At 62.0% G+C, this 25,617-nt stretch carries 26 protein-coding genes; 14 read left to right on the top strand and 12 right to left on the bottom strand.

The annotated features are described in order from the left end of the window. Nucleotides 1-6: 6 nt before the first annotated feature. The gene (locus tag KPG66_RS12200; protein WP_237071003.1) at nucleotides 7-2,823 is read left to right on the top strand and encodes a hypothetical protein; all 2,817 of its coding nucleotides are present in this window, start codon (nucleotides 7-9) and stop codon (nucleotides 2,821-2,823) included. Here the strand turns inward: KPG66_RS12200 and KPG66_RS12195 are convergent. From KPG66_RS12195 to pxpB, 5 genes are all read right to left on the bottom strand, one after another. Continuing rightward, nucleotides 2,744-3,700 (bottom strand): DUF979 domain-containing protein, encoded by a 957-nt coding sequence (locus tag KPG66_RS12195; protein ID WP_237071002.1) that lies wholly within the window; start codon nucleotides 3,698-3,700, stop codon nucleotides 2,744-2,746. The two genes, KPG66_RS12200 and KPG66_RS12195, sit on opposite strands and share 80 nt — an antisense overlap. Beyond that, the gene (locus KPG66_RS12190; RefSeq protein ID WP_237071001.1) at nucleotides 3,700-4,440 is read right to left on the bottom strand and encodes a DUF969 domain-containing protein; all 741 of its coding nucleotides are present in this window, start codon (nucleotides 4,438-4,440) and stop codon (nucleotides 3,700-3,702) included. The genes KPG66_RS12195 and KPG66_RS12190 overlap by 1 nt, the downstream gene beginning before the upstream one ends. Nucleotides 4,441-4,514: 74 nt before the next feature. Then, on the bottom strand, nucleotides 4,515-5,291 hold the full coding sequence (pxpA, locus tag KPG66_RS12185; protein ID WP_041753911.1) for a 5-oxoprolinase subunit PxpA: 777 nt from the start codon (nucleotides 5,289-5,291) through the stop codon (nucleotides 4,515-4,517). Nucleotides 5,292-5,307: 16 nt separating this feature from the next. Further along, nucleotides 5,308-6,336, bottom strand: a complete 1,029-nt coding sequence (locus KPG66_RS12180) for a biotin-dependent carboxyltransferase family protein (RefSeq protein ID WP_013436528.1) — start codon at nucleotides 6,334-6,336, stop codon at nucleotides 5,308-5,310. A gap of 67 nt (nucleotides 6,337-6,403) precedes the next feature. Then, nucleotides 6,404-7,057, bottom strand: coding sequence for a 5-oxoprolinase subunit PxpB (gene pxpB / locus KPG66_RS12175; protein WP_041754572.1), 654 nt, complete (start codon nucleotides 7,055-7,057; stop codon nucleotides 6,404-6,406). Nucleotides 7,058-7,246: 189 nt separating this feature from the next. Between pxpB and KPG66_RS12170 the strand changes: the two genes are divergently transcribed. Further along, nucleotides 7,247-7,759: a winged helix DNA-binding protein gene (locus tag KPG66_RS12170; RefSeq protein ID WP_013436526.1), complete on the top strand. Its 513-nt coding sequence runs from the start codon at nucleotides 7,247-7,249 to the stop codon at nucleotides 7,757-7,759. A 16-nt stretch (nucleotides 7,760-7,775) separates the two neighbouring features. On the opposite strand, the gene KPG66_RS12165 is transcribed toward KPG66_RS12170, so the two are convergent. Continuing rightward, nucleotides 7,776-8,399: a 5-formyltetrahydrofolate cyclo-ligase gene (locus KPG66_RS12165; protein ID WP_041753910.1), complete on the bottom strand. Its 624-nt coding sequence runs from the start codon at nucleotides 8,397-8,399 to the stop codon at nucleotides 7,776-7,778. A gap of 33 nt (nucleotides 8,400-8,432) precedes the next feature. Between KPG66_RS12165 and KPG66_RS12160 the strand changes: the two genes are divergently transcribed. The 4 genes from KPG66_RS12160 to KPG66_RS12145 are packed head-to-tail and all read left to right on the top strand — an operon-like array spanning nucleotide 8,433 to nucleotide 12,030. Then, entirely contained in the window at nucleotides 8,433-10,406 is a 1,974-nt protein-coding gene (locus KPG66_RS12160; protein WP_237071034.1) for a lytic transglycosylase domain-containing protein, read from the top strand. A 58-nt stretch (nucleotides 10,407-10,464) separates the two neighbouring features. Beyond that, nucleotides 10,465-10,632 (top strand): NAD-dependent epimerase/dehydratase family protein, encoded by a 168-nt coding sequence (locus tag KPG66_RS12155; RefSeq protein ID WP_237071000.1) that lies wholly within the window; start codon nucleotides 10,465-10,467, stop codon nucleotides 10,630-10,632. Next, nucleotides 10,629-10,778 carry a hypothetical protein gene (locus KPG66_RS12150; protein WP_013436522.1) on the top strand — a complete coding sequence of 50 codons (150 nt, stop codon included), beginning with the start codon at nucleotides 10,629-10,631 and terminating at the stop codon, nucleotides 10,776-10,778. The genes KPG66_RS12155 and KPG66_RS12150 overlap by 4 nt, the downstream gene beginning before the upstream one ends. A gap of 7 nt (nucleotides 10,779-10,785) precedes the next feature. Then, complete coding sequence (locus tag KPG66_RS12145; protein WP_237070999.1) at nucleotides 10,786-12,030, top strand: multifunctional CCA addition/repair protein; 1,245 nt, start codon at nucleotides 10,786-10,788, stop codon at nucleotides 12,028-12,030. Nucleotides 12,031-12,067: 37 nt separating this feature from the next. Here KPG66_RS12145 and KPG66_RS12140 read toward each other — a convergent pair whose 3' ends face one another. Then, nucleotides 12,068-12,766: a dienelactone hydrolase family protein gene (locus tag KPG66_RS12140; RefSeq protein ID WP_041754570.1), complete on the bottom strand. Its 699-nt coding sequence runs from the start codon at nucleotides 12,764-12,766 to the stop codon at nucleotides 12,068-12,070. Nucleotides 12,767-13,206: 440 nt separating this feature from the next. On the opposite strand from KPG66_RS12140, the gene KPG66_RS12135 reads away from it, so the two are divergent. Further along, nucleotides 13,207-14,352, top strand: coding sequence for a branched-chain amino acid ABC transporter substrate-binding protein (locus tag KPG66_RS12135; protein ID WP_041753909.1), 1,146 nt, complete (start codon nucleotides 13,207-13,209; stop codon nucleotides 14,350-14,352). A gap of 108 nt (nucleotides 14,353-14,460) precedes the next feature. Here the strand turns inward: KPG66_RS12135 and KPG66_RS12130 are convergent, their stop codons facing one another. Next, nucleotides 14,461-15,663, bottom strand: coding sequence for an MFS transporter (locus KPG66_RS12130; protein WP_237070998.1), 1,203 nt, complete (start codon nucleotides 15,661-15,663; stop codon nucleotides 14,461-14,463). Between the two features lie 407 nt (nucleotides 15,664-16,070). Here KPG66_RS12130 and KPG66_RS12125 point away from each other — a divergent pair, with 407 nt between their 5' ends. The 3 genes from KPG66_RS12125 to KPG66_RS12115 all read left to right on the top strand — a co-directional run bounded on the left by KPG66_RS12125 (nucleotide 16,071) and on the right by KPG66_RS12115 (nucleotide 18,951). Continuing rightward, nucleotides 16,071-16,730, top strand: coding sequence for a HugZ family pyridoxamine 5'-phosphate oxidase (locus KPG66_RS12125; protein ID WP_237070997.1), 660 nt, complete (start codon nucleotides 16,071-16,073; stop codon nucleotides 16,728-16,730). 352 nt (nucleotides 16,731-17,082) lie between these two features. After that, entirely contained in the window at nucleotides 17,083-17,382 is a 300-nt protein-coding gene (locus KPG66_RS12120) for an H-NS histone family protein (protein WP_041753907.1), read from the top strand. A gap of 402 nt (nucleotides 17,383-17,784) precedes the next feature. Continuing rightward, a complete protein-coding gene (locus KPG66_RS12115) occupies nucleotides 17,785-18,951 on the top strand; it encodes a cation diffusion facilitator family transporter (protein WP_237070996.1) in 1,167 nt (388 codons plus the stop codon). Between the two features lie 45 nt (nucleotides 18,952-18,996). Here KPG66_RS12115 and KPG66_RS12110 read toward each other — a convergent pair whose 3' ends face one another. Continuing rightward, the gene (locus tag KPG66_RS12110; RefSeq protein WP_013436512.1) at nucleotides 18,997-19,455 is read right to left on the bottom strand and encodes an Lrp/AsnC family transcriptional regulator; all 459 of its coding nucleotides are present in this window, start codon (nucleotides 19,453-19,455) and stop codon (nucleotides 18,997-18,999) included. A gap of 241 nt (nucleotides 19,456-19,696) precedes the next feature. Between KPG66_RS12110 and KPG66_RS12105 the strand changes: the two genes are divergently transcribed. Continuing rightward, nucleotides 19,697-20,830, top strand: a complete 1,134-nt coding sequence (locus KPG66_RS12105; RefSeq protein WP_237070995.1) for a glycosyltransferase family 4 protein — start codon at nucleotides 19,697-19,699, stop codon at nucleotides 20,828-20,830. Nucleotides 20,831-20,865: 35 nt separating this feature from the next. On the opposite strand, the gene KPG66_RS12100 is transcribed toward KPG66_RS12105, so the two are convergent. Continuing rightward, complete coding sequence (locus KPG66_RS12100; protein WP_157864443.1) at nucleotides 20,866-21,546, bottom strand: exonuclease; 681 nt, start codon at nucleotides 21,544-21,546, stop codon at nucleotides 20,866-20,868. A gap of 11 nt (nucleotides 21,547-21,557) precedes the next feature. Continuing rightward, entirely contained in the window at nucleotides 21,558-22,205 is a 648-nt protein-coding gene (locus KPG66_RS12095; RefSeq protein WP_041753906.1) for an MBL fold metallo-hydrolase, read from the bottom strand. A 589-nt stretch (nucleotides 22,206-22,794) separates the two neighbouring features. Here KPG66_RS12095 and KPG66_RS12090 point away from each other — a divergent pair. Continuing rightward, nucleotides 22,795-23,424, top strand: a complete 630-nt coding sequence (locus KPG66_RS12090; protein ID WP_237070994.1) for a septal ring lytic transglycosylase RlpA family protein — start codon at nucleotides 22,795-22,797, stop codon at nucleotides 23,422-23,424. 61 nt (nucleotides 23,425-23,485) lie between these two features. Here KPG66_RS12090 and rsmI read toward each other — a convergent pair whose 3' ends face one another. Continuing rightward, nucleotides 23,486-24,313: a 16S rRNA (cytidine(1402)-2'-O)-methyltransferase gene (gene rsmI, locus KPG66_RS12085; RefSeq protein ID WP_442929438.1), complete on the bottom strand. Its 828-nt coding sequence runs from the start codon at nucleotides 24,311-24,313 to the stop codon at nucleotides 23,486-23,488. 80 nt (nucleotides 24,314-24,393) lie between these two features. On the opposite strand from rsmI, the gene KPG66_RS12080 reads away from it, so the two are divergent. Next, complete coding sequence (locus KPG66_RS12080; protein WP_442929435.1) at nucleotides 24,394-24,984, top strand: YraN family protein; 591 nt, start codon at nucleotides 24,394-24,396, stop codon at nucleotides 24,982-24,984. Between the two features lie 32 nt (nucleotides 24,985-25,016). Further along, nucleotides 25,017-25,604, top strand: a complete 588-nt coding sequence (locus KPG66_RS12075) for an SIS domain-containing protein (RefSeq protein ID WP_237070992.1) — start codon at nucleotides 25,017-25,019, stop codon at nucleotides 25,602-25,604. Nucleotides 25,605-25,617 lie beyond the last annotated feature (13 nt).

Below are 25,617 nucleotides of genomic sequence, written 5' to 3'. Positions count from 1 at the left end.
CAACCCATGCTAAGCTTTCCTACATTTTCAATCGGCTTACCCCTGCCAGGCGCCTCGCGGGCGAAAAAGTACGTTCACCAAGACAAGGCCGATGTCCATTCCGGTCCGCCGAAGATCGAGGTGGAGATCGCGTCCGTCGCCGACTGTTCTGGATTGCTAAAGGAATTAAACGCCATCAGTGATGGCGCGCCTGCTTGCTCAAAGGCGTCGCTGAAAAGTCATCGATGGGGTACAGCGTCCTGCTCCCTCATCAACAAGCATGCTGCAACCATCGACGAATTGAAAGCATGGCGTCGCGGTGCGGCCCCGGCCACGATGTTGGAGCTAGAGTGCCCTAGCGAACTTTATGCTCAAGTAAAGCGACTGGTGGAGCAGCGGCTCGGCGAGAGCGCAGACCGCTGTGGCGCGCTGGCGATCGATGCGGACGAGTTCGTGCATTGCCTGTACGTGATGGTCGTTACGTTGATTCAAGTGTCAAAGGGGGACGGCGCTGGCGTTGAAGCCGCGTTCAGGCAAGCATCGGAATTGCTCGCGCATGACCCGGTGGGATGGCTCAAGGATGCGGGCATTCCGCATGGTATCGCGGATATGGCGGTAACCGCCGGCATGACTGGGCCGCTGCTGGCGCTGGCGGGGCTGGCGATCAAGGAGGGTCTGGCTGAATGGCGCCGTGCGCGCAAGACTGACAAGGCGTTGGCCCAGGCGCTCGATCAAGTGGACGAAGAAATAGTCGCGCTGCAGGCGCTCTCTGCTTTGCTTGATGTGCGACGTCACAACGCGGATGGCACGGCACAACAGTGCAATGATGGTATGGGCGCTCCTGCGACGCCTGCAAGCAATCAGCCGTTGCCCAAGCTCACGACCATCAAGCAGGAGCGGCGTGCCGCGTTGCGCTTTCTGCGCAAGCAGAACGATGCGGACAAGGTGATTGGTGCCAGTTCATTCGTCTCCGGTAGCGCCATTGCGACCAAATGCATCGTCGATACCACGTTAAAGGGCGTCTACATCGGACAGCAGGGTAGCGTTGCTGCAACAACCGCCGCCGGCGCTGCTGGCATGGTCGGCTCGGCCGCACTGGGTCCGATGGCTGCGGCCGGTTCGCTGGCGCTTGGCGGTTACATGCTGCACAAGTCACGTAAAAAGCGCGACGCGTTCCGTGCAGAAAAGCAAAGCACGGATTCAAGAATAGCTTCCTGGCTGAAACGAGCTGAAGTGGACCGCCGGAGCGGGGCGTCAATGGATCCGCCATATGACGAGCACACCCTCAGCGAGCGCTATGCACGCTTTCTTCGCGAAAAGACCCAGCAGCATGATGCGTTCTTCACGCGCTATACCGACTGGAATAAAGGGTTTGTCGCTGGCAGCGGCCTCTATACTGCTTGCACGGTCTCCAAGCTTGCGCTGGCTGGCATTGTCGCGGCGGGCGGCACCGCGCTCGCGACGCCAGCCGCGCCGGTCGTGCTGATGGCCGGGACAGGTCTAGCCAGTGCCGCGATGATCTTTTTCTCAATGCAGTATCTGAAGGGTCACGGCAAGCTTCAGCGTTACCAGCGCTATTATCACGATGATGACCCCGAGCTCGATCGGCATTTTTTGGCGAGTGTCGATCTGTTATGCGCGGATGATCAACCGGGAGCGGGTTTTGATCTGCGTAAGCTCTTCTATTACCAAGCGGCGGCACGCGAAGACCAGCGCCAAAACTTCCTTGCCGATGTGGCCGCACAATGTGCGAAGCGGTTTGACGATCAATATACCTATACAGCCGACGACGACGAGGTGATTCGCCGACGGGGTCCCAAACCTAACGGTAAGCAGCAACTGACACAGCTTGCGCGGCGTACCGGGGAGGCGGTAGTGGGCCGGGCCAAAGCTGCATCGGCGTTTGTTCGTACGGTCCGCCCGGATGCGCAAATACGCGCCTCGCAGGCCGCGCGTAGCGCGTGGCGCAATGCCTCCGGTGCGGCGCGCAATGCATGGAATGCGTCGCGGCGCCATTTGACACGGACGAGCCTGCAAGCGTGGCTTGCCGATCCAGCGAATCATGCCGAACAGGCGCGTGTGCTTAAGCAAATGATTGAGACGCAACTGATTTATTTGGAGCGCAAACTTGAAACCAAGCACCGCGCGTATCGCCATATCGAGCGCGGGCTCAATGCAAATAGCCGCGCGATGCCAGCGCATTGTCGCGATGTGGCGGGCGAACAAGCCCCTGCCGCTGCGTCAACGCCAGACGTAGCCGCATCCGATATACAACGGCTTGTGCTGGGGTTGAGCCGCGACATCGAAAATGACGAATGTCTATACCGCCAGGCTGTGCTCGTGCGCGATGCACTGAGCGCGCTGGCGAGCCGGCACGCGCCAACACCGGGCAGCCGGCAATTGCTGGCTTGTGCAATCGAACAGTTCATCAGCACGCAACAGGGCACGTTGCCGGACGCTGGGAGGCCGCTGCCAGACCTGGACGTCAGCCACGACCGGCTCGCGACGTACTTCATGAAGGAAGCGCCGGTGCGCTATAAGGACCTGCGCGGCAAGTTGGTCGAGACGGAGCTTCAATCCACACGCATTGGGCACGTATGGGAACAACGCATGGCCAGCCAGGGCGCGTTGTATTCAGTAAAGCGCGCCGCTATGCAACGCGCGGCACTGAGCGAAGCTGACAGCGACACGACCGCCGCTGTCAGCGCCAGTGCTGACACGCGCGCCAGCCTCGCGACGCAGGCCGGCGCCACCAAGCCCGGTGCTACGCGCGAAACGCCAGCACGTTCATCAGCACGATATTGGCCACGAGGATGGCCAGCGCGGTCGGCACTTGCGCCTTGATTACCGCGTTCTTGTCGGGCAATTCCAGCAGCGCCGCTGGCACGATGTTGAAGTTCGCAGCCATCGGCGTAAGCAGCGTGCCGCAATAGCCGGAGAACATGCCGATGGCGGCCATCACCGCCGGATCGGCATGGAACACACCGACCAGCACTGGCACGCCGACGCCGCCGGTCATGACCGGGAACGCGGCAAAGCCGTTGCCCATGATGACCGTAAAGAGCGCCATGCCGATGCAGTACACCGCGACCGCGATCATTCGCAGGTCCATGTTGATGTAGGCCGTGGTCAAGTGGGCAACCGCCTTGCCCACGCCAGCGTCCGAAAACACCAGCCCCAGCATGCCCAACATCTGCGGCAGCAGTACTGCCCACGACAGTGCATCGACCAGGCGCCGTGTTTCCCGGGTTGACTGCGCAAGCGTGTCGCGTGTGAGCAGGCACGCGAACGCTACGGCGACGAGGCAGCCGATGCCGAATGCCACGAGCGTGACGTTCTTCGGGTCCAGCAACGGCGTGCCGCCGACATTCAGGTGCGGCGCGGCCAGCGTGAACACGACGGTGATGGCCGGGATTGTCAGCGCCGGAAGGAACAGCTTGTTGCCGAGTCGTTTCGCGCTCGCCGTGCGCAACTCCGCCGATAGCATTTTCGCCTTGCCGCCGGCTACGCCGCCGAATCCGGCGATTAGCGCCATCGCGATGACGAAGGCGCCGACCAGTTCAGCCGGCAGGCGCTCGCCGATTAAGAAGATGATTGCCGCCAAGGCCCAGAATGTACCGGCCAGCCAGCGCTTGGGATGCGTGGTGTCGGTGACGATCATGCCCGAGACGATTGCCAGCAGGATGCCCACCAGCCAGTAAAGGTAGTTGATCGACAGCATTACGCTTGTTCTCCGCTTGGTTGATTGGGGTGGGCGCCGGTGTCGCTCGGCTGGGTCAGCAGTTCTCGATCTAGCGACCGGTCGAGCAGGTACAGCCGCGTGCCATGGATCAGAAAGGCGCAGATCGCGGTCGGGATACCCCACAGCGCGACGTGCAACGGCATGACGTCGATGCCTGCCTCATGCAGGAACGTGGTCATCAACACGATCGCGCCGAATGCCACGAACACGTCCTCACCGAAGAACAATCCGACGTTGTCGGTGGCCGCGGAGAACGCCCGCAGCTTGTATCGCACCGCATCGGCAAGCGTGCCATAGCGCGTTTGCGCGGCGCCTTCGGCCATCGGCGCGATCAACGGACGAACCATCTGCGGATGACCCCCTAGGCCGGTCAGTCCCACCGCAGCGGTCACTTCCCGCACGAACAGATAGACGATCAGCAGGCGTCCCGCGGTGGCGGACTTGATGCCGGCGATCCACTGGTGAGCGCGCTCGCGCAACCCGTGACGCTCCAGCAAGCCGATGACGGCGAGTGGCAGCAGGATAATCAGCGGAAGGTTACGCGTCTTAACAAAGCCGATACCGATTTCCGCGAGGATCTTGGCCGGCGGATAGTGAGCGGCGGTGGCTGTCACGATTGCGGCGGCTGTGACCACGAGCATCGGATTGAAGCGCAGCACGAAGCCGGCAATGATGACGGCCACTCCGAGCAGTGGCCAAAGATTGAGGGTGGTTTGCATAAGATCTCCAATTGGCAAGTCCAGCGGTGGTGAACAAGCATAAAAAACCCGGCTTCATGGACCGGGCTGTGTTGTCAAGCATCGGGTGCGCAGCCCGCCACCATCGCGACGTGGCGGGCTGCGTGAACCCGGATGCCTTCATTTGCCAGCCGCGCGCGGATGCGGCGGGCAAATTCGAGCGCGTGCGGCCCGTCGCCGTGCAAGCAGATCGTCTGGGTGTTCAGCATCACCCACTGCCCGTCCACGGACCTCACGCGCTTGTCCCGGATCATCGCTAGCGTGCGCTCCAACACCGTGTCCTCGTCTTCGAGCAGCGCGCCGGGCAGCTTGCGTGGCACCAGCGAGCCATCAGACAGGTAGCCACGATCAGCGAACACTTCTTCGATCGCGAGCAGCCCAGCGCGCCGGGCTGCTTCGATCAGGCGGCTGTTCGCCAGACCAAACACGGCCAACGACGGGTCAAAGTTGCGCACCGCGGCAACGATCGCATTGGCCAGCGTGATATCGCGCGCGGCCATGTTGTACAGGGCGCCATGAGGCTTGACGTGAGCTACTTTGCCACCTTCGGCATGCACGATCGCGGCAAGGGCGCCGAGTTGGTACAACATGCCGGAATAGACATCGGAGGGCGGTAGGTCTATCTCGGCACGTCCGAAATGCTCCGGATCGTTGAAGCTGGGGTGCGCGCCGATCGCCACGCCTTTCTCGATGGCCCAGCGAACACTCTGCCGCATGATGCTGGGGCCGCCCGCATGCCAGCCGCAGGCGATGTTCGCCGAACTGACTAGTTCGAGCAGCGCTTCATCGTTGCCACAGCCCTCGCCGAGATCGGCGTTCAGATCGACTTCCATGTCCCCTGCCTTCAATTCATGCCGCAGCCTTACAGCGCTCCTGCTGTAGTGCAATGGCCAGCTCGATATGGCGCAGATATTTGTTGAGTTCTACCAGTGCGTTGCGTGCCTGCTCCAAAGAACATTGGATGAAATGAACCCGTTGGTTCAACCGGGCCTGCGCGAGCAGCCACAGGTCCGCGGCAATCACGCTGCCGAACCGCGGGTAGCCGCCGGTGGTCTGGGCGTCGCTCATCAGCACGATCGGCTGCCCATTCGGTGGCACCTGGATGGTGCCCGGCAGCACGCCGTGCGACAGCAGATCGATCGGGCTTTGCCGTTCCAGCATTGGGCCGGCCAGCCGGAAGCCCATCCGATTGCTGTTCGGCGTGATCGACCAGTCTTCGTTCCAGAACGCGGCGTGGGCCTGTGTCGAAAAGCTGGCATATTCGGGGCCGGGTATGACCCGCACGCGCGTCGCGATGGCGCCGAGCCGTTGACCGGTACCTTCTGCAAGATGCTCCAGTGCGCACCACGATGGTGGCTTGACGCCAAACGCCGGTGCTTCCGGGCTAAATGCGGGGTTGCGCGCGCTCGCGGGCAGGGGCGCGACCGGCAAGCGATCGCCGTCCTTTAATGCCCGCCCCGCGAGACCACCGAAATGCGAGCCCAGATCCGTCGAGCGCGAGCCGAGCATCGGCATCACATCGATGCCGCCGGCAATCGCCAAGTAGCCGCGCATGCCGATCGACGGCGCGCGCAGCGTCAAGGTTTGTCCTGCTTGCACCGGCAGACTGCGCCATGCGTAGACAGGCTGGTCATCCAGCATGGCGTGAAAGTCGGCGCCGGTCAGCGCGATGCGTGCGGCACGCGGGAACCGCAGCACCACCGGCCCTAGGGTCAATTCAAGCCCTGCCGCCCCCGGGACGTTGCCCACTAGCCGGTTGGCCACCTGCAGCGCCACGGTGTCGAGCGCGCCGGCGGTGCACACGCCATACTGGCGATGGCCGGTGCGGCCCAGGTCTTGGACGGTCGTCAGCGTCCCCGCGCGGATGACCTCGATCATGCGTGCCTCCCTGCCCAGTCATGGTGCGCCTGTAGCGCCGCAGCGCAAACCCATGCCCATGCGTCTTTCATGCCAGCACCTCCGCGATGATGAAGCGGACTTTATCGCCTGGCAGCAGTGCCGTGCTCGGGGTCCTGGCTGGATCGAATAGCACCATGTCCGAGCGCCCAATCAATTGCCAGCCGCCCGGCGACGTGGCCGGGTAGATGCCGGTCTGCTCGCCGCCAATGCCCACTGATCCGGCCGGCACCGCGAATCGCGGCTCGTGCCGCCGCGGCGTGGCCAGGCTTGCGTCGAGTCCACCCATGTAGGCGAACCCGGGCTGAAAACCGAGAAAAAACACAACGTATTCACCGGCGGCGTGCCGCTCGACCACTTCGCGGGGCGAGTAGCCGGTGTGCCGCGCCACGCTTTCCAGGTCCGGTCCGGCCTCGCCGCCGTAGCGCACCGGGATCTCGACGACGCGGCATGCTGTCTCCTCGGCCGGGGCCCGCGCCCAAGCGCCGCGCAGCTGTATCGCCAACCCGTCTGGATCGGCATGTATCGGGTCAAACACCAGGGTGACGTTGTTCATGCCAGGCACCACATCCAGCACATGCGGCCAGTCGCGTGCCATCCGGGCCACATGCCACACGCGTTTCTGGTACGCGAGCGTGGCTGGCGGCGGCAGTTCGCACACGAGTGCCTGATCGCCCAGCGGAAAAATTCTTGGTGCAGTCATCATTGATTCGCCTCCATAGCCATGCATTCTGGTGAAGGGAACGCGGATCCGCGCGTGCCTCAGGCATACTTTTATATCGTATTGTCAATAAAATATAGAGAATTTATCAATAAGTGTTTTCACGAGACATCGCTGAGCGCTTGTCCGCCGTTATACTGAAGGCCCTGCAACGAACTACGGTCATCTGGCATGATCCGCACGCCAACGAAGATTGTCTCGTCAGAACACCTCATGTCTGAAACCAGTGCAGAGCTGTCTGAGTTCGAGTATGGATTAATCTTGGCGGGCCACGCGTTCGATCGTTGGATGGTGCGCTGCATGTCCGCGGCGGGCGCCAAGGACATGACGGCAATCGAGGTGTCGTTGCTGCATCATGTGACACATCGCGAGCGCAAGAAGAAACTGGCGGATATCTGCTTCGTGCTGAACATCGAGGATACGCACGTGGCGACGTACGCGCTGAAAAAGCTGGTCGCGCGGGGTTACGTGGCCAGCGAGAAATCCGGCAAGGAGGTGTTTTTTTCGGCGACCGAGGCCGGCCGCAAGCTTTGTCTGAAGTATCGCGAGGTGCGCGAGGGTTGCTTGATGGCGACGCTGGCCGAGGCCGGCTTGGACAACGGGCAGATCGGCGACGCCGCGCAGTTGCTGCGCACCGCGTCAGGCCTCTACGACACAGCCGCGCGCGCTGCGACGTCGCTCTGAGCGCGCCGGGCGGCGATCAATAGCAGGTCGCGTCTGTGACGACGATGTCCAGCGGCAAGTCGTGCGCTTCGTGCGGCAGCGAGTCCGCCCGCGAGCATTCATATGCAACCCCCACCGTAACCGGCGAGCCCGCGTGTGCTGGCCAGGCAGCCAGCGTCCGGTCGAAATAGCCGCCGCCGTAGCCGAGCCGGTACCGTGATGCGTCGAAGCCGACACATGGTGCGAGCAGCAAGTCTGGCACGATGCTGTCTTCGTGCGCCGGCACGGCAATCCGATAACGCCCTTCCTTCATCGGCGAGCCGGGTGTCCACGTGTGGTAGGCCATCGGCGCGTGCGGCGCGACGATAACCGGTAATGCCGCGCGCCGCGCGGCGTCGCCGCTCAACCAGTGCGCGACCACGCGTCGCGCGTCGAACTCTGCGGCAACCGGCCAGAATAGGCCCACGCAACGGGGCGAATACTGCCGCAACACATCAGCCAGGCGCGCCGCCAATTTGACATCGGCCTGCGTGCGCTGCGGCGTGTCGGCGAAGCGCTCACGTTCGGCTAGCAGCCTGGCGCGCAATGCCGTCTTCAGCGACGATCGCGTTGCGTTTTCTGCACTCGGCAGCCCCGGCTCGCGTGCTATGCTTTTGACCACTGGCGGAGTCCTTGTTTGAACGTGAAAAAGAAGATACCCGTGCGTGTTCACCGAGTATATCGCGCGGTCGCAGGCGCGTTGACAGCGGCGCTTTTTGTCGTGTGCGGCAGCGCTGGTGCGGTACGGCCGCTGCCCGGCGCCGTGCTGTCCGATCCGGACCAGATATTCGTGCAGCTTCGTGAGGCGGCACGCAGGAACGACGCGGCCGGCGCCGCGCGGCTGGCGGCATTGATTCCCGATTATCCCGTTGCGTCATATCTGGCGTACTTCCAGATCAAGCCCACGCTGTTCGATGACCAGGGCCACGCGCGTGTCGATGCGAATGACGCACCGGTGCTCGATTTCCTGTCACGCTACGAGGGTCAGGCGATTGCGGACCGGATGCGCAACGATTACCTTACAGTGCTCGGCGCGCGCCATGATTGGCGCAATTTCGATGCGCAATATGCGCGGTTCGTGCTCGATGACGATACGCAGGTCAAATGCTACGCGCTCGCCTCCAAGGCGGCGCGGCGCCAGGATGTCGCCGACGCGGCGCGTGCGCTGCTCGTTGAGCCCAAATGGTATGGCGATGGCTGCATCGACCTGATCACCGATTTGGCGCAGCGCGGCCAGTTCAGCGCCGATGACGTATGGGCGCAGATCCGGCTGGCGCTCGAGCAAGGCTACTCGAGCCTGGCGTCCAAGCTTGTCGACGCGCTCGGCAGCGACCGGCCCGATTCGGTACTGTACGAGCAGGCGACGTCCTCTGCGCCGCTGTATTTGGCGCGCGGGATTGCGCCTAATACACCGGCACACCAATTGGCGTTGGTCGCGATCACGGCGATGGCGCGCAATGACCCAGCGCTGGCCGCGACGACCTTCGCGTCGGTCAGCGAAGCGCTCACGCCCCAGGAGCGTGCGCTTGGCTGGGGAACGATCGCATACCAGGGCGCCATCAAGCGGCTGCCGGCGGCCGCGCACTGGTACCGCCTGACGACCGGCGCGCTGTTAAGCCCGCCGTCTTACGAATGGCGGGTGCGCAGTGCCTTGATGGTCGGCGACTGGGCCATGGTGCGCTGGAGCATTGAGCAGATGCCGCCGACGTTGCGCGCGCAGCCCGCGTGGGTCTACTGGCATGCCCGTGCGCTGGCGCAGGCCGGCGACAAGGAGGCTGCAGCGCAGGAATACGAATCGATCGCATCGCAGTTCCACTTCTACAGCCAATTGGCCGCGGAGGAACTCGGCCGCAAGACGACGGTTCCACCGCGCACCGAGGTCACCGATGCGCAAGTGGATGAGATGAGCAAGATGCCCGGCTTCGCGCTTGCGCAGCGCTTTTATGCGCTGAATCTGCGTCTGGAAGGCAATCGCGAATGGAATTGGCCGCTGCGGCCGATGAGCGATCGGCAATTGCTCGCCGCCGCCGAGTATGCGCGTCGCATCCAACTGTACGACCGCGCGGTGAACACCGCGGAGCGCACGCAATTGCAGCACGACTTCACGCTGCGCTACTTGTCGCCGTTCCGCCAGACGGTCGAGCGCGATGCGCAGCAAAATGGGCTGGACATCGAATGGGCATATGGGTTGATGCGACAGGAATCGCGCTTCATCATCAACGCACGCTCTGGCGTCGGCGCGAGCGGCTTGATGCAGCTGATGCCGGCTACCGCGCAGATGGTCGCCAAAAAAATCGGCCTGGGCAGGCTGTCGCGTGCGCAGATGAACGACATCAACACGAACATCCTGCTCGGCACGAACTATTTGTCGATGATCTACAATCAGTTCGACGGCTCGGCCGTGCTCGCGACGGCTGGCTACAACGCCGGCCCCGGCCGGCCGCGCCAGTGGCAAAAGAGTCTTAACCGGCCAGTGGAGGGCGCGATCTTCGCAGAAACCATCCCGTTTTCAGAGACGCGGGATTATGTGAAGAACGTGCTGTCGAACACGACCTACTATGGCGTGCTGTTCGAGGACCAGCCGCAGTCGCTGAAGGCGCGCCTGGGTGTGATCCTGCCCGCGCCGTGACGAATTATGGTGCGCGAGCGCGGGCATTGCGCGTCGTGCTCACTTCGGGAGGCGAATCATGCGACACATGAGCGTTGTAGTGCTTGGCGCGTCCGGGTTCATCGGCCGCTATATCGTGAACGCGCTGGTTCATGCGGGCAAGCGGGTCATCGTCGCGACGCGCCGGCGTCAACATGCCGCGCATCTGACACGGCTGCCGGTTGACGTGACAACCTGGGTACGATGAGTATCGATAGCGTCGCGCATGCGGGCATCGCGCCGGAACTGGGCATACCCGAGCCTGCAAGCGTGCAGAGCGTGGCGCTGCTGTATCTGGCCGGTGCGACGCGCGAGGCGCGCTACAGCATGAAGCGCATGACCGGGAAAAGGTGAACGGCTGATGAATGTATACGCAGTGGGCGGCGCCATCCGCGACGAGTTGCTGGGCAAGCCGGTGCAGGATCGTGACTACGTGGTGGTGGGGGCGACGCCCGAGCAGATGATGGCGCAGGGCTTTCGCCCCGTCGGCAAGGACTTTCCGGTATTCCTGCACCCGCGCACGCAGGAGGAATATGCGTTGGCGCGTACGGAGCGCAAGACGGCAGCCGGCTATCACGGTTTCCAGTTTTTCTATGCGCCGGACGTGACGCTGGAGCAGGACCTGGCCCGGCGCGATCTGACCATTAATGCGATGGCACGGGCGGTGTTGCCCGATGGCACGCTGCACGGGCCCGTGATCGATCCGTTCAACGGCCAGGCGGATCTCCAGGCGCGTGTGTTTCGCCATGTCAGTGACGCGTTCGCCGAGGACCCGGTGCGCATTCTGCGCGTGGCGCGCTTTGCCGCGCGCTTCACCGATTTCACCGTTGCGCCGCAGACGCTGGCGTTGATGCGGCAGATGGTCGAAGCGGGCGAAGTCGATGCGCTGGTGTCCGAGCGTGTATGGCAGGAACTCGCGCGCGGCTTGATGGAACCCGAGCCGTCGCGGATGTTCGAGGTGCTGCGCCAATGCGGCGCGTTGGCGCGCGTGCTGCCCGAAGTGGCGAGGCTATTCGGCGTGCCACAGCGTGCCGACTATCATCCGGAGGTCGATACCGGCGTGCATGTGATGATGGTGATCGACTACGCGGCGGCGCGGCACTATGCGCTGCCGGTACGCTTTGCCGCGCTCACGCACGATCTGGGCAAGGCCGACACGCCACCCCATGTGCTGCCGCGCCACATTGGACATGAGGCGCGTAGTGTTGAGCGCATCCTTGCGCTGTGCGAACGTCTCAGGGTTCCCAACGATTGTCGCGACTTGGCGGTGTTGGTGGCGCGCGAACACGGCAACGTCCATCGCGTGATGGAGATGGGGGCGGCTGCGCTGGTACGCATGCTCGAGCGCAGCGACGCACTACGTAAGCCTGCTCGGTTTGCGCAGGCGCTACAGGCCTGCGAGGCGGACTTGCGCGGGCGCCTGAATTTTGCGTCCCATCCTTATCCGCAGGCCGAACGACTGCGCGTCGCGCTGATGGCCGCTCGCGGCGTCGCCGCCGGCGCCATCGCGCAACGCATGGTCGGCGAGCCGGCACGCATCAAGGAGGCCGTGCATGCGGCGCGCGTGCAGGCCGTCGAGTGTGCGATACGCGAGAGCGCCCGGTAGCGTGCGTGCTTACCACCCCATCCTATGGCCCGGTCGGCTACAGGTGTTCGGCCAGGAAAGTCAGTGTGCGCCCATGAGCCAACGCGGCTGCGCGTTGCTGGTAAGTCGCGCGATGCGGGCAGTTGAAGCCGTGGTGTGCGCCCGAGTACAGATGGAACTGGGCATTGTCTCGGCCCGTGAAGCGCTCCTTGACTTGGCCCACCGCGGATAGCGGGATATTCGTGTCCTGCTCGGCATAGTGAAACAGTATCGGCATATGCACCTGTGCCGCACGGTCCAACTGGTTTTGGATGCCGCCGCCATAATAGGCGACCGCGGCGTCTACCGAGCCGTGCGCGGCCATGTTGTAGGCGAGCAGCCCGCCGAAGCAGTAGCCGATCGCGGCGATCTTGCCATCTTGTTCTGGTAGCGCATGCAGCGCTTGTGCGGTCGCCGCAAGATCCTTCAGCGTCTTGCCGAAGTCGACCTGCTGCATCAGCGCGATGCCCCGGCTGCGGTCCGTGTCTTCGTACCCGAGTTCGACTCGCGGCTCGCTGCGCCAGAAAATGTCTGGCGCCAATACCACGTAGCCGTCCGCCGCATACTGGTCGGCCACTTCGCGGATGTGCTGATTGACGCCGAAGATCTCCTGGATCAGTACGATCCCGGGACCCTTGCCAGTATGCGGGAGCGCGAGATACGCCTGGAACGTTCCGTCGTCGGTGGCAATGTCATGCCATGTCGAATGCGTAGTCACATTGATCTCCAAGTCGCTAAAAAGAACCGAATGGAAAGGGTTGATCAGTGTGCCACCATTTCATTTTTTGCGCGCGCATCGCCGGTGCGTCGCGTTGCGGCTGTGACTGGAATTGAATACGCGATCGGCGGCGAGGTATGCACAAATGACTGGTTGACGTGTTGTAAAAATAACGGATTTTCCCGTGACGTGTATTTGTTGATATTCAGCAATAGTCTGCCGTTAGTGGGGCTTTCACGATCTCAACGTATTCCCCTAAATTAATTGGATAGCCTACACTGGTGCGCAGTGGGTGACGTTGCTTGTTCAGAACGCGTGTTGTTCAGGCTTGTCAAGTGCATGACGATGCATCAGGCGCGGCTGCTCGCGTCAGTGTTTCGACATCTGACCTGGCGCGGGGCAGGCGCGCCGACATTCTGGGACCGAAACGGGAGATTGACATGACCATCACGCTTCACAAGTTGCTGCCGGTTAGGGCTGCGGCCATGCTGTGCGCCGCCTTTGCCACCAGTGCGTCGGCGGATACGATCGTCAAGATCGGTCACGTCGCGCCGTTGACCGGTGGTATCGCTCACCTAGGCAAGGACAACGAAAACGGTGCCCGGCTGGCTGTCGAGGAAATCAACGTCAAGGGGCTCATCATTCATGGCCAGAAGGTCAAGCTCGAGTTAGATGCACAGGATGATGCAGCCGACCCTCGCACCGCCACGCAGGTCGCGCAAAAGCTGGTCGACGACAAGGTCGTGGGCGTGGTTGGTCACCTCAACTCGGGTACGTCGATCCCGGCCTCTAAGATCTACCGCGATGCGGGCATCGTGCAGATTTCCCCCGCGGCGACCCATCCCGCGTACACCCAACAGGGTTTCAAGACGACGTATCGTGTGGTGGCGACCGATGCGCAGCAAGGCCCGGCGTTGGCCAATTACGCGGCCAAGAACCTAAAGATCAAGTCCGTGGCGATCGTCGATGACTCGACGGCGTACGGGCAGGGCTTGGCCAACGCATTCGAGAAGGCAGCCAAGTCGCTCGGCCTGAAGGTGATGTCGCATGAGGCGACCAATGACAAGGCCGTGGACTTCCGCGCGATCCTGACCAAGATCAAAGGCGAGAACCCGGATGCGATCATGTACGGCGGCATGGACGCCACCGGTGGTCCGTTCGCCAAGCAGGCCAAGCAACTCGGCTTGCGCGCCAAGATTCTCGCGGGCGACGGCGTGTGTACCGACAAGCTGCCGGACCTGGCGGGCGACGCCACCGGCAACGTTGTGTGCTCGGAAGCAGGCATGGCGCTCGAGCGGATGGACGGTGGTAAGGCGTTCCAGGCCAAGTATGAAAAGCGCTTTGGCCAGTCGATTCAGCTCTATGCGCCGTTCACCTACGATGCGGTGTATATCATTGCCGACGCGATGAAGCGCGCCAACTCGATCGATCCGGCGAAGATTTTGGCCGCGATGCCGAATACCGATTACAAGGGCGTGATCGGCGAGACCACGTTCGATGCGAAGGGCGACCTCAAACACGGCGTGATCTCGCTGTATCACTACAAAGCCGGCAAGAAGTCGGTGCTGGATGTGGTGAAGATGTAACCTGGCCGATGGGTTGCCGAGCATCGGACGCTGGGCAATGAGGTTTATTTAATTTTTAACGCGAATCAGAGCGCGTCGGAAATTCCAAGCGATAGGGGTAGGACCGGCTCACAGTCCGACGCGTTTTAGGATCCGCGGCCCGACGACGGCGACCAGCGCTGCGCACAGCGCGACAACCGATAGTCCAATCGGTAGCGTCGTGGCTTGGGCCACGCCACCGATCAGCACAGGGCCAACCAGCAGCCCCACATAGGCCGTTCCCGCAACGCGTGCCAAGCCCTGCGCGGCGCGCACGCCTTTGACGTTGGCCGCCGCGGCAAACAGTACCGGCATCATGTTCGCCATTCCGAGTCCCATCAACGTGAAGCCGGTCAGCACGATATAGGGGAAAGGCAGCAGCAACGCGATCACTATGCCGGCACAGGCGAGCAATGCGCTCATGCAGACGAGTTGGGGTGCGCCGAGACGGGCGCGAATCCAGTCGCCCGCGAATCGTGCGATGGCCATGCCGGTTGAAAACGACGCGTACGCAATACCTGCAAAAGCGGGGCTAGTCAGCACGATGTCGTGCATATAAACACTCGTCCAGTCGTACATGGCACCTTCGGCGATCAGCGCGATCAGCGCGACACTGCCGAGCAGCACCAAATCGCGCGAGCTGCTGCGTGGCTTGCCCGGCTGTGGCGGATGCCGTTTCTCGGCGACATGTGGCAACACGAGGCCGCGCGTCGCGAGTAGGACTGCGGTGGCTATCAATGACACCACAGCCATGTGCAGCTCAGGGGCGATACCTAGGCCAAGCAACGCCGCACCGGCAGCAGCCCCGCCCATGCCGCCGACGCTCCACATGCCGTGCAACGACGACATGATCGGCTTGGCGGCGGCGTTTTCGATCGCGCTGGCTTCGGCATTCATCGCGACATCGACGGTGGCCATCGTGACCCCGAACAGCGCGAGCATAGCCAGCAGTGCAATATAGGAAGGCATGGTGAGCACGAGCGACGCACTGATCCCCATCGCGGGGCCGGCAATCAGATACGCGCGGCGCGTACCTACCTTGGCAAGCCATGACCCGACGCGCAGCATCGCCGCAATCGAACCGCCGGCCACTGCAAATAGCGCAACAGACAATTGTGCGGCGTCTAGTGCAAATTTGTCGCGTACCGTCGGTATGTTCACGCCCCACGACGCGTACAGCATGCCGCTCACGAAGAAGACCGCCATCGTCGCAATGCGCGCGCGCCATAGCGCCGAGCGCGGCAGTTGCCGCGCGGTGAAGGAGGAGGGTGACGTGGCGGCCGAGTCAGGCATATTCGAAGAGTATTGATTGGGCACAAATAAACCCCGTGGTGAGCCCGCCAAATGGAGCTGCGCCAAGCTGAAGTGAACGGGGCCGCGTCCAACATGCGGCAAGATCACTTATTTTAGCGAACGCTTGATACCCGCGTCGCCAGTGAGCCGTTAAGATCATTGCGTGCTGTGCTGTGCTGTGCTGTGCTGTGCTGTGCTGTGCTGTGCTGTGCTGTGCTGTGCTGTGCTGTGCTGTGCTGTGCTGTGTCGTGTCGTGTCGTGTCGTGTCGTGTCGTGTCGTGTCCCATGTCGTGCAGCACAATGCCGGGGCCGCGGCGCAGTAGAACGCCCGTCACAGGTAACCGCGCGGGAAAAGAATAGGACCCGTCGCCCGTGAGCGACGGCAGCGTGACTAATCGAGGTGATTCTTGAACATCCCTATAACCGCTCCGATTCAGCTGCTGCACGCCCAATCGGTGGGAATGTTGGCGACGCATGCCCGCCAACCAGCAGGTTTTCCCTTTCCGACGGTCTTGCCCTACGCGCCGGATGCACACCATTGTCCGGTTGTCCTAGTCAGTCGTCTGGCCGAGCATACGCGCAATCTTGTCGCGGATTCGCGCGCGGGTTTTCTCGTCTACGATCCCGCGCTCGACGTGTCGAATACCGAACGGGTTACGATAGTCGGACGGTTTGAGCCGACCGATGAGGCAGGGGGGACGCTAGCGCGTCGGTATTTGCGCTATCACCCGGAGGCTGAGCGATATCTAGCGCTGGGCGACTTTGTGTTTTACCTGCTCAGGCCGCAGCGCATCCGCTACATCGGCGGATTTGGCGCAATGGGATGGCTGGACGCCGCGCAATGGGATGGCTTTCCTGCGCTTGCGGAGCACGAAGAGCAGGCGTTGATTGACGCGTTGACGCCGGGCGACGCGGCGGCACGCGGTTTCCGCCTGCTTGGAGTCGATCGCTTCGGCGCGGATTGGGTGCAGCACGGCCGCCGCGCACGCGTGGCGCTGAACGAGCCGCAAAACGATCTGGAGACGTTGCACGCGGCGCTCGCCGCCGAGTTGCGTCGTCTCGGCTGACTTCCCGGACGGTGGCGCGTTCGCTACGAGAAATGATTCGCAACACGAACGCATGCGTATTCTTCTGCTGAATGGGTTAAATTCCAGCGTATTAATTAATCTGACCGTTCGTCGACAGTTAGAATAGTGCCTCGCTTCCCAGTAGTCGGGAAAAACTGGACTAATCAATACGCAAGGGCTCGCGCCTTAGCGGTTTGTCGAATAAAATTGAACTTGGGCGCTGAATCTGTATATCAGCTATTTGTCCCAGTCGCATTTTGTGTTAAATTCACCTAGTACTATCCGAGGTGATCTCTATTGGAGCGACTTAACGGGCGTAGAACCGAGTCGTGTCTACTATCCAAGGACCCCTATGTCATCGTACAAAGAGCTTCTTGCACAGCGTGAAAAGCTGGAAAAGCAAATCGAAGAGGCAAAGGCCAAAGAGTTTGCTGAAGTTGTTAACGACATCAAACAAAAGATGGCCGATTATGGTATTACTCTGGCTGATCTCGGTTTTGGCCGGGGCAAGCTGGCGAAGGCGGGACGGCCTCGTGCAGGTGTCGCGCCGAAATATCGCGATCCTGCCAGTGGCAGCACGTGGTCGGGTCGTGGCAAACCGCCGAAGTGGATTGCTGGAAAGAATCGGGATCAGTATTTGATTCAGCAATAAGTCAGGAAGTCCCACAAGCGGTTGTAGCGGGGCATGCCGAACCACGGATTGCCCAAAAAGAGAAGGCCGTGTGCCCGACAGGGGCCACTGGCCTTTTTTTATTGCTGCACTCCAAACCAAGCCGGGTGCAAACCATACTGGCCCCAAATCATGCGGGGCCGCAAACTATACTGGGCTTCAAACTATGCCGGACCTAACACCATGCCGGCTGTGTACCCTAATGGTTACTGCGGATTGCACGCGATAACTCTGTAGCGTGCTGCAAACGTGGAATGAGAATGCGTCACATCATCGTAAAGCGATGATTTTATTGTGAAAAAAACCGTAAAAGCGGCGCAAGCTGGGTTGGGCTGATAAAATAGCCATCCAGTCGATGGTCTTCATTGCCCTTATCTGTTTTTCATGACCGCCCTGTTGCCCGAGCGCCAAGTCGTCGCGCAGAAATCCACAGTTGTGAGCGTCGTACTCAATACGGTACTGATGGTGACGCAGATCGTGGTCGGCATGCTGGCCCATTCGCAAGCGTTGATTGCCGATGGGGTGCATTCGCTGGCCGACCTCGTGTCCGACTTCGTCGTGCTGATTGCCAATCGGCACAGCGGGGCCCACCCGGACGCCGATCACAACTACGGTCATAGCCGCTACGAAACCGTTGCTTCGCTTTTTCTGGGCAGCCTGCTGATCGTCGTGGGCGTGGGCATGATGTGGCGCGGCGCGCAGCGCATCACCGATCTCGATGGAATCCCGCCCGTGCATGTGTCTGCGCTCGTCGTCGCCGTGGCGGTGTTGTTTTCCAAGGAATTACTGTTCCGCTACATGTTGCGCGAGGCGCAGCGGGTGCGTTCGGCGATGCTGGTGGCCAATGCATGGCATGCCCGATCCGATGCCGCGTCCTCGCTCGTGGTTGCGGTCGGTATCGTCGGCAGTCTGGCGGGCTGGCGGTGGCTGGACCCGATCGCGGTCGCCGTCGTCGGCTTCATGATTGTCCGGATGGGCTGGATTTTTGGCTGGGATGCGCTCCAGGACTTATCGGACCGGGCTTTGGACGAGCAGACGACACGTCGGATCCGCGAAATGCTGCTATCGACGCCTGGCGTACAAGGGGTGCATGAACTGAGAACGCGCAAGATGGGTGATGCGGCATTAGTCGATGCCCATATTCTCGTGGAACCTCGGATCACCGTTTCTGAGGGGCACTATATCGCGGAGACAGCCCGTCTGCGTGTACTGAAGGAGCCGCACGTGCTTGATGCGTTGATCCACGTCGATCCGGAGAACGACGACGAGCGCACCGTGTGGGAAGCGTTGCCGCCGCGCGATCGGCTGCGCAAGAATCTGGAGCATGAACTCTCCCCTCGCGGCGTGCAGATCGTGTCGTTCGACATCCATTATCTGCGGCACGGCGTCGAACTCGACTTGCTGCTCGCACCGGGCAGCGGCGCGCAAGCCGGCGGCGATCGTGACTTAACTCAGGCGCTCGATCTCGATGCCGTCGCCCGGCGTCTTGGTGTGTGCCAAATCCGGCTGCGGCAGATGGTCGGTTCGGCAGCGGTGCATGCGACGGCCTGACGCGCACTATGCAGCGTACACCGTCACTACGCAGCGCACACTGTATCAAAGCGGCAATTGCGTGTCGAACTTGATTTCCCGCAGTACGACGCTGGTGTGGACTTGCGCGACGGCTGGAATCGTCAAAATGCGCTCGTGCAAGAACGCATCGTAAGCCTTGATATCGGCTGCAACGATTTTTAAGATGTAATCGGCCTCGCCCGTGGTGCTATAGCATTCGGTGATTTCCGGGCAGGTCGCGATTTCCCGCTCGAATTGCTCCACGCCGCCCTCGGTATGGCGCGTCAAATGGATATGGGCGAGCGCGCACACATGTAATCCAAGCTTTTCCCGGTCGAGCAACGCAGTGTAGCGCTGGATCACCCCCGACTGCTCCATTTCCTTGATCCTTCGCCAGCACGGCGTACTGGATAAACCGACTTGATCGGAAATCTCTTGTACCGAGCGGCGCGCATCGAGCTGCAGCAGGCGCAATATCTTTTGAGAAAACGCATCGAGTGCCAAGAGTGCCTCCCTTTAGCGCGTTTCTATTCCTTGGATGGTAGATAAATCGCGAATAAAACGCAATTCGTATCGGTTATGATGAGTGACTTGGTCTCTGTCCGGCAGGCTTGCGCGGTACTTTCACTCATAACGTTCATATCCGCTGCGTCGGCGCGCGGGCTGGCGTTTTTGCGATTGGCAATTGTGCGAGCCGGGCTGCTCCATTAGACTGCGCGCGCCTTCAACCAAAAACTCTTTCATCATGCGCGTCGTGCTGGTGGCTAATACGCTGTGGTCCATTGTCATCTTTCGTCCAGGACTGCTGCGCACGCTGGTCAGAATGGGGGTTGATGTCGTCGTGATGGCGCCCGTTGACGATACGTTGCCGCGCGCACTCGAGTTAAACGTGCGGGTCATCCCGCTGGAGCTGTCTGCGAAAGGCACCAACCCGATGCGCGATCTCGCGTTGGTGCGCACGCTCGTGACGCGCTACCGTGCGCTGAAACCTGACCTGGTGTTCCACTACACCATCAAGCCGAACATCTATGGCTCGATCGCGGCCAAGTTGGCTGGTGTGCCGTGTATCGCTGTGACTACCGGACTGGGCTACGCGTTCGTCAATACCAATCTCGTCGCGCGCGTGGCCAAGGCACTGTACCGCTTCGCTTTTCGTTTCCCGCACGAGGTGTGGTTCCTCAACGGCGACGACTGGCAGGACTTCGTCGCGCAGCGACTGGTTGATCCGGCCAAGACGCAGGTGTTGCCCGGCGAGGGCATCGACCTCGCCCATTTCGCGCCGCGTGCAGCGGGCGTGTCCGACGGCCACGTGCGCTTTCTGCTGATTGCCCGCATGCTGTGGGATAAGGGAGTTGGCGAATACGTCGAGGCCGCCCGCCTTGTCCGTGCGGTGTATCCGCAGGCGGTGTTCCAATTGCTCGGCGCGACCGACGTTGCCAATCCAAGTGCGATCAGTGCCGAGCAGATGCGCACGTGGGTCGCCGAAGGCGTGATCGAGTACCTCGGCACGACGCAAGACGTGCGCGATATCATCGCGCGCGCTGACTGCGTCGTGCTGCCGTCCTATCGCGAAGGCGTGCCTCGTACACTGCTGGAGGGCGCGGCGATGGCCAAGCCGCTAGTGGCGACGAGAGCGATCGGGTGCCGGGAAGTGGTGGTCGACGGCGAAAACGGACTGTTGTGCGCGCCCAAGGATGCCGCCGACCTGGCGCGCAAGCTCCAGCACATCATTGAAATGGGGCCCGACGCGCGCGCGACCATGGGCGCACGCGGGCGACGAATGGTCGAGCAGCGCTACGACGAACGGATCGTTATTGAGCGCTATCTAGCGGCGATGCGACGGGTTGGATTGAGGATCACCGACATGCCAGCAGCGTGACGGCTGGGCGGTTTAGTGACGCAACGGCCCACGGTTCAACGGCCGCCGCCCTGTTGTCCGGGTTCCGTTTCGGACTTCGCGGGGCCTGCTGTCGGGTCGAGAGGCGTCGTTTCTGCGGGTCCGTCGTTCGTTGCCCTCGCCAGCCATTGCACATGTGCCGCCTGGCGCACGCGCAACTCCGAAAGCATGTTGCAAAACAACGCTCCCTGTTCGATCGCATCGTCGAGCGCGACATGTGTGTGCGGATGGGCGTCGAACCAGTGCTTCGGTAGCTTCGGCTTGATCGTCTTCCGGTAAGGCAGCCCGGTCATCGCAAACGCTAGCGTCTTGATGTCCAGCGCCGACCAGGAGAACGGGCAGCGGCCAGCAAAGCGCATCATGTACCAGAACATAAACGTGAAGTCGAAGCCGGCCGGATAAGCCACGAAGACAGGTTTGCCGGGTAAAGCCTCAACCCAGTCGACATAGGCGGGCAGTGCTTCTTCGGGCGCGCGCGTATCCGTACGGCATGCTGCCCAAGCGTCGGGTTGCGTTTTCCACCACGCGTGCTGAACCGGATGCGGGGACGCGCCGGGCAGCGTGTCCAAGTTGGCGGAAAACGTTGCAATCAGCTGTTTGTCCCCGGTATAGGCCGCGGATGCGAAGCTCAACATCGAATGCGGGCCGGGAATCGGGCCGTCCGCCTCGATATCGGTGCTAACGTAAATTTCGTCCATTGAATGTTGGGTCAACTGGCAGTAACGTGGTCCGCTACGTATGGATTCGTGCGCCGCTCCTCGCCGAAGGTCGACATCGGACCGTGTCCGGGGACGAAGCGTACGTCGTCACCGAGCGGCCACAGCTTCTTACGGATCGACGAGATGAGGTCCGCATGATTGCCGCGCGGGAAATCCGTCCGTCCGATCGATCCCGCGAATAGTACGTCGCCGACCAGCGCAAGTCGATGTTCGCGGCTGAAAAAAACCACGTGTCCCGGCGTGTGTCCTGGGCAGTGAAGGACCTCCAGTATCTCATTGCCAAACCGCACGGTATCGCCATCGTGTAGCCAGCGGTCCGGCTCAAATGCTTGCGCTGCCGGCAGGCCGAAACGCGTGCTCTGCTGCGGCAGCAATGCCAGCCAGAATTGCTCGTCCGGATGCGGTCCCTCGATCGGCACGCCGTAGTGGTTGGCCAATGCACGGGCACCTGCGCAGTGGTCGACGTGTCCGTGCGTCAACAACACCTTTTCCACGCTCGCGCCGCGCTTTTGTACCTGCGCTTGGATCAACTCCAGATCTCCTCCCGGATCGACAATGGCGGCGCGTTGGGTCTGCTCGCACACGAGCAGCGAGCAGTTCTGCATGAAGGCAGTGACGGGAATCAGCTTGACTTGCATTGGATTTGAAAGCGCCTTGAGCGGCTGGCTGAGTGAAGGCAACATTGTAGTCGCCATGTCCCGATCCGCGCATCCGTGCGTTTACATGACCGCAGCGGCGGATTGCGTAAAAATGACGATCTGCACCATCGGATATAATGGCCGGCATGCACCTTAATCGTGCAATCAAGTCGGACGCCCCCGCACCGCACGGCGGAGTAGAAAGGGGCGCCGTCATAACGCCGCGTACGAAACGCGGCGGCATCTAGCATCGTAAGTCGATGCGACACGTTCCATCCGGTTGGGCGCGGGGCGCCTGTTTCCCGGCGTAGCCCGGCACCGGTACGGAGCCTTCACCGCTGATCGGCATGACGCTTATTTAGCAAGCGCCATGTCAATCGTTGTAGCCGTCGTCAGCGGTGATTCGGGTCTGGATGACGCCCCTTACAGAGGCGGCCAGACGTGCCTTAAACCTGGCGGACCACGGCGCTTGCCGTTTCGCGATCGTCGCCCACCGTGCGCAGCTTGTCTGCGCGGTGCCGTGGCGCATCCGTTCGTTCGCTCAGAGCCGTGGCCCTTGGTGGCGGCTCATGATAGTGAAGACGCACCTATGAAAGCTCGATGGCCTCGACGTTATGGGACCGTTTGTGCCCTCCTTCTGCTGGCCGGTTGCGCGACGGATGGCGGTCGCAAAGAGCCAACGACGATGAGCCCGACGATGGCACGCGCGGGGGCAAGCGGTACGACGGTCGTCCAGTCGGTGTCGAGCCGTGCAAAGTCAGTCCTGGATGCACTCGCGCGCGGGAAGCCGGGCGATGCGTCGGCCGACACGGCCACACGGAATGTCTCGTTGCTTGCCGATGCCGAGCCGCTGGTCGCGGATGCGCCTGACGTGTCGGGCTTCAAGCAGGAGGGACGCGCATCTTGGTATGGCCCTCGTTTCCATGGCCGTCATACTGCGAATGGCGAGCGTTTTGACAAGAATGCGTTGACCGCTGCGCATCGGCGCTTGCCGCTGTCGTCATTCGTGCGCGTGACCAATGTCGCGAACAAGCGATCGGTGGTGGTGCGGATTAACGATCGTGGGCCGTATCACAGCGGACGGATCATTGATCTGTCGCAGGCGGCGGCGAGTGCGCTTGGGCTGCAGCATTCCGGGACCGCAAGAGTCCGGCTGCAAGGCTTGTCTCGCGACGAGGCTCGCGTGGCGATGGCCGAGCAACTCGCGTCGGCCAGATGATCGAAACTGCGAGTTTGTGCAAGTATGCTCTGTTCCGGGCCGCGGTTTAACCGCGGCTTTTTTATCTTCCCAATCCGTCCTTTTTCAATTCCAGCGCACGCGCATAGAGCACGCCACGTGATGCGCCCGTTAGCGCGACTGCCAGTTTGACCGCGGTGCTGACCGGCACTTCGTCCAGCAATGTCGTCAGTATTGCGTCGTGCTGGTGCGCGTCACTTTGCGTGGGTGCGCCAGCACCTTCGACCACAAGGACGAACTCGCCTCGCAGCCGGTTCGGATCCGCGGCAAGCCATGCTGGCCCTTCGGCCAGCCTGCACTGATACAGGCTCTCGTGTAGCTTGGTGATTTCTCGCGCGATCAACATTCGACGCGATGGGCCAAGCGTTTCGGCCAACGCGCGTGCGGTCTCGAGCGCGCGGTGCGGCGCCTCATAGAAAACAAGCGCTTCTTCACGCGACGCCAGTGCCTGGAGCCGGGTGGCCCGCTGCTTCGGCTTGGTCGGCAAGAAGCCGGCGAAGGTAAACGTGCTCGCCCAATCGCCGGTCACACTCAGCGCAGCGGTTACCGCGCTGGCGCCCGGTATTGGCACCACGTCCAATCCTGCGTCACGTACTGCGTCGACCAGCCGTGCGCCCGGATCCGAGATGCCAGGCGTGCCTGCGTCCGACACGTATGCAATACGCTCGCCCGCGCGCAGGAAATCAACGACGCGCTGTGCGGCTTCGCGTTCGTTGTGTTCGTGAACCGCCAGCAAGGGGCGCGTAATTTGGTAACGCGCGAGCAGTTGTGCCGTGTTGCGCGTGTCTTCCGCCGCAATGCGGTCCACCAGCGCAAGCACATGCAACGCGCGGAGCGTGATGTCGGCGATATTGCCAATCGGCGTCGCCATCACATAAAGCGCTGGTGCCGGATAGTGTTGGTTCTCGGCAAGCACGAGGGGATCGATCAAGGAATACCTCAGGAGAAGCGATGAGCAACGAAGCGCCCGCCATTGTGCCACGACGTGGCATAGCGACTGGTACCGCCCGGCCGGTGACACAGCCGACACAGCCGACACAGCCGACACAGCCGACACAGCCGACACAGCCGACACAGCCGACACAGCCGGCGCAACCGACACAACCGGCGCAACCGGCGCAACCGAAGCGGGCCGGGGGACCGCTGGACAACTTTTCGCACCGGCCGGTGTCGAAGCGGATCGGCCGTGTTTTCGAGTCGCATGCGCTGCGCCATTTGAGCCGCCACGGGTTGGCGCTGGTAGCGCGCAACGTACGTTATCGGCGCGGGGAGATTGACCTTGTTATGCGGACCACCGATGGGATGATCGTATTTGTCGAGGTCCGTGCTCGCAATCGCTCCGATTATGGTGGAGCACTCGCCAGTGTCGATGTGCGCAAGCAATACCGCCTGATGGCCGCCGCCCGGGCTTTCCTGGCTACGCGCCTGGCAGGTGGGCGCCTGCGGGCGGTGCCGCCTTGCCGGTTTGACATCGTCGCGTTCGATGGTGGCCAACTGACGTGGGTTGTCGATGCCTTCAGCGAAGATCCGCGACTGCGGTAAACTCGCGGGCGAGAAACGAGCGTGAGCAATTGATGTCGATCAAGAGAATTCAGCGGCAGTTCCGCGAGAGCGCGGAGTTGCAATTGACTGCATTGGACGCGCTGGGAGTGCCGATTGCCGCGGCGATCGATGCCATGTTCGCGACACTGGCGAACGGCGGCAAAATCCTGGCGTGCGGGGATGGCGCGTGCATGTTGGACGCGCAGCGTTTCGCAGCAGCGCTCGTCGCTCGTTTCGAGCGCGACCGTCCGGGGCTGCCGGCGCTTGCCCTGGCCAATGATGATTTGATGAGAGCGTGCGGCGGCACGCAGGCGTACGACGAGGTTTTCGCACGTCAGGTGCGGTCGCTGGGGCACGGCGACGACATACTGCTGGCGATCGCCGGGCACGATGATGTGCCGGCGTTGGTTGCAGCCGTCGATGCTGCGCATGAGCGGGAGATGATCGTCGTCGCGTTGACCGGGGCCGGCGGCGGGCCGCTGTCCCAAGCGCTGCTCGATACCGACATCCATATTTGCGTGCCCGCGCAGCGTCAAGTGCGGGTTCATGAGTTACAGCTGCTGACGATCCACTGCTTGTGCGATGGGATCGATGCAATGTTGCTCGGGGAAGAAGACTGACTAAATCAGGGAG

It is taken from the genome of Mycetohabitans sp. B2, assembly GCF_021733735.1.
Lineage (GTDB): Bacteria > Pseudomonadota > Gammaproteobacteria > Burkholderiales > Burkholderiaceae > Mycetohabitans > Mycetohabitans rhizoxinica.
This window is presented reverse-complemented; position numbering and strand designations above follow the sequence as displayed.

Excerpts from the sequence above, each read along its gene's own strand:
- KPG66_RS12200 (WP_237071003.1), top strand. The coding sequence starts at position 7 with ATGCTAAGCTTTCCTACATTTTCAATCGGCTTACCCCTGCCAGGCGCC.
- KPG66_RS12195 (WP_237071002.1), bottom strand. The coding sequence starts at position 3,700 with ATGCTGTCGATCAACTACCTTTACTGGCTGGTGGGCATCCTGCTGGCA.
- KPG66_RS12190 (WP_237071001.1), bottom strand. The coding sequence starts at position 4,440 with ATGCAAACCACCCTCAATCTTTGGCCACTGCTCGGAGTGGCCGTCATC.
- pxpA (WP_041753911.1), bottom strand. The coding sequence starts at position 5,291 with ATGGAAGTCGATCTGAACGCCGATCTCGGCGAGGGCTGTGGCAACGAT.
- KPG66_RS12180 (WP_013436528.1), bottom strand. The coding sequence starts at position 6,336 with ATGATCGAGGTCATCCGCGCGGGGACGCTGACGACCGTCCAAGACCTG.
- pxpB (WP_041754572.1), bottom strand. The coding sequence starts at position 7,057 with ATGACTGCACCAAGAATTTTTCCGCTGGGCGATCAGGCACTCGTGTGC.
- KPG66_RS12170 (WP_013436526.1), top strand. The coding sequence starts at position 7,247 with ATGATCCGCACGCCAACGAAGATTGTCTCGTCAGAACACCTCATGTCT.
- KPG66_RS12155 (WP_237071000.1), top strand. The coding sequence starts at position 10,465 with ATGCGACACATGAGCGTTGTAGTGCTTGGCGCGTCCGGGTTCATCGGC.
- KPG66_RS12150 (WP_013436522.1), top strand. The coding sequence starts at position 10,629 with ATGAGTATCGATAGCGTCGCGCATGCGGGCATCGCGCCGGAACTGGGC.
- KPG66_RS12145 (WP_237070999.1), top strand. The coding sequence starts at position 10,786 with ATGAATGTATACGCAGTGGGCGGCGCCATCCGCGACGAGTTGCTGGGC.
- KPG66_RS12135 (WP_041753909.1), top strand. The coding sequence starts at position 13,207 with ATGACCATCACGCTTCACAAGTTGCTGCCGGTTAGGGCTGCGGCCATG.
- KPG66_RS12130 (WP_237070998.1), bottom strand. The coding sequence starts at position 15,663 with ATGCCTGACTCGGCCGCCACGTCACCCTCCTCCTTCACCGCGCGGCAA.
- KPG66_RS12120 (WP_041753907.1), top strand. The coding sequence starts at position 17,083 with ATGTCATCGTACAAAGAGCTTCTTGCACAGCGTGAAAAGCTGGAAAAG.
- KPG66_RS12115 (WP_237070996.1), top strand. The coding sequence starts at position 17,785 with ATGACCGCCCTGTTGCCCGAGCGCCAAGTCGTCGCGCAGAAATCCACA.
- KPG66_RS12105 (WP_237070995.1), top strand. The coding sequence starts at position 19,697 with ATGCGCGTCGTGCTGGTGGCTAATACGCTGTGGTCCATTGTCATCTTT.
- KPG66_RS12100 (WP_157864443.1), bottom strand. The coding sequence starts at position 21,546 with ATGGACGAAATTTACGTTAGCACCGATATCGAGGCGGACGGCCCGATT.
- KPG66_RS12095 (WP_041753906.1), bottom strand. The coding sequence starts at position 22,205 with ATGCAAGTCAAGCTGATTCCCGTCACTGCCTTCATGCAGAACTGCTCG.
- KPG66_RS12090 (WP_237070994.1), top strand. The coding sequence starts at position 22,795 with ATGAAAGCTCGATGGCCTCGACGTTATGGGACCGTTTGTGCCCTCCTT.
- rsmI (WP_442929438.1), bottom strand. The coding sequence starts at position 24,313 with ATGGCGACGCCGATTGGCAATATCGCCGACATCACGCTCCGCGCGTTG.
- KPG66_RS12080 (WP_442929435.1), top strand. The coding sequence starts at position 24,394 with ATGAGCAACGAAGCGCCCGCCATTGTGCCACGACGTGGCATAGCGACT.
- KPG66_RS12075 (WP_237070992.1), top strand. The coding sequence starts at position 25,017 with ATGTCGATCAAGAGAATTCAGCGGCAGTTCCGCGAGAGCGCGGAGTTG.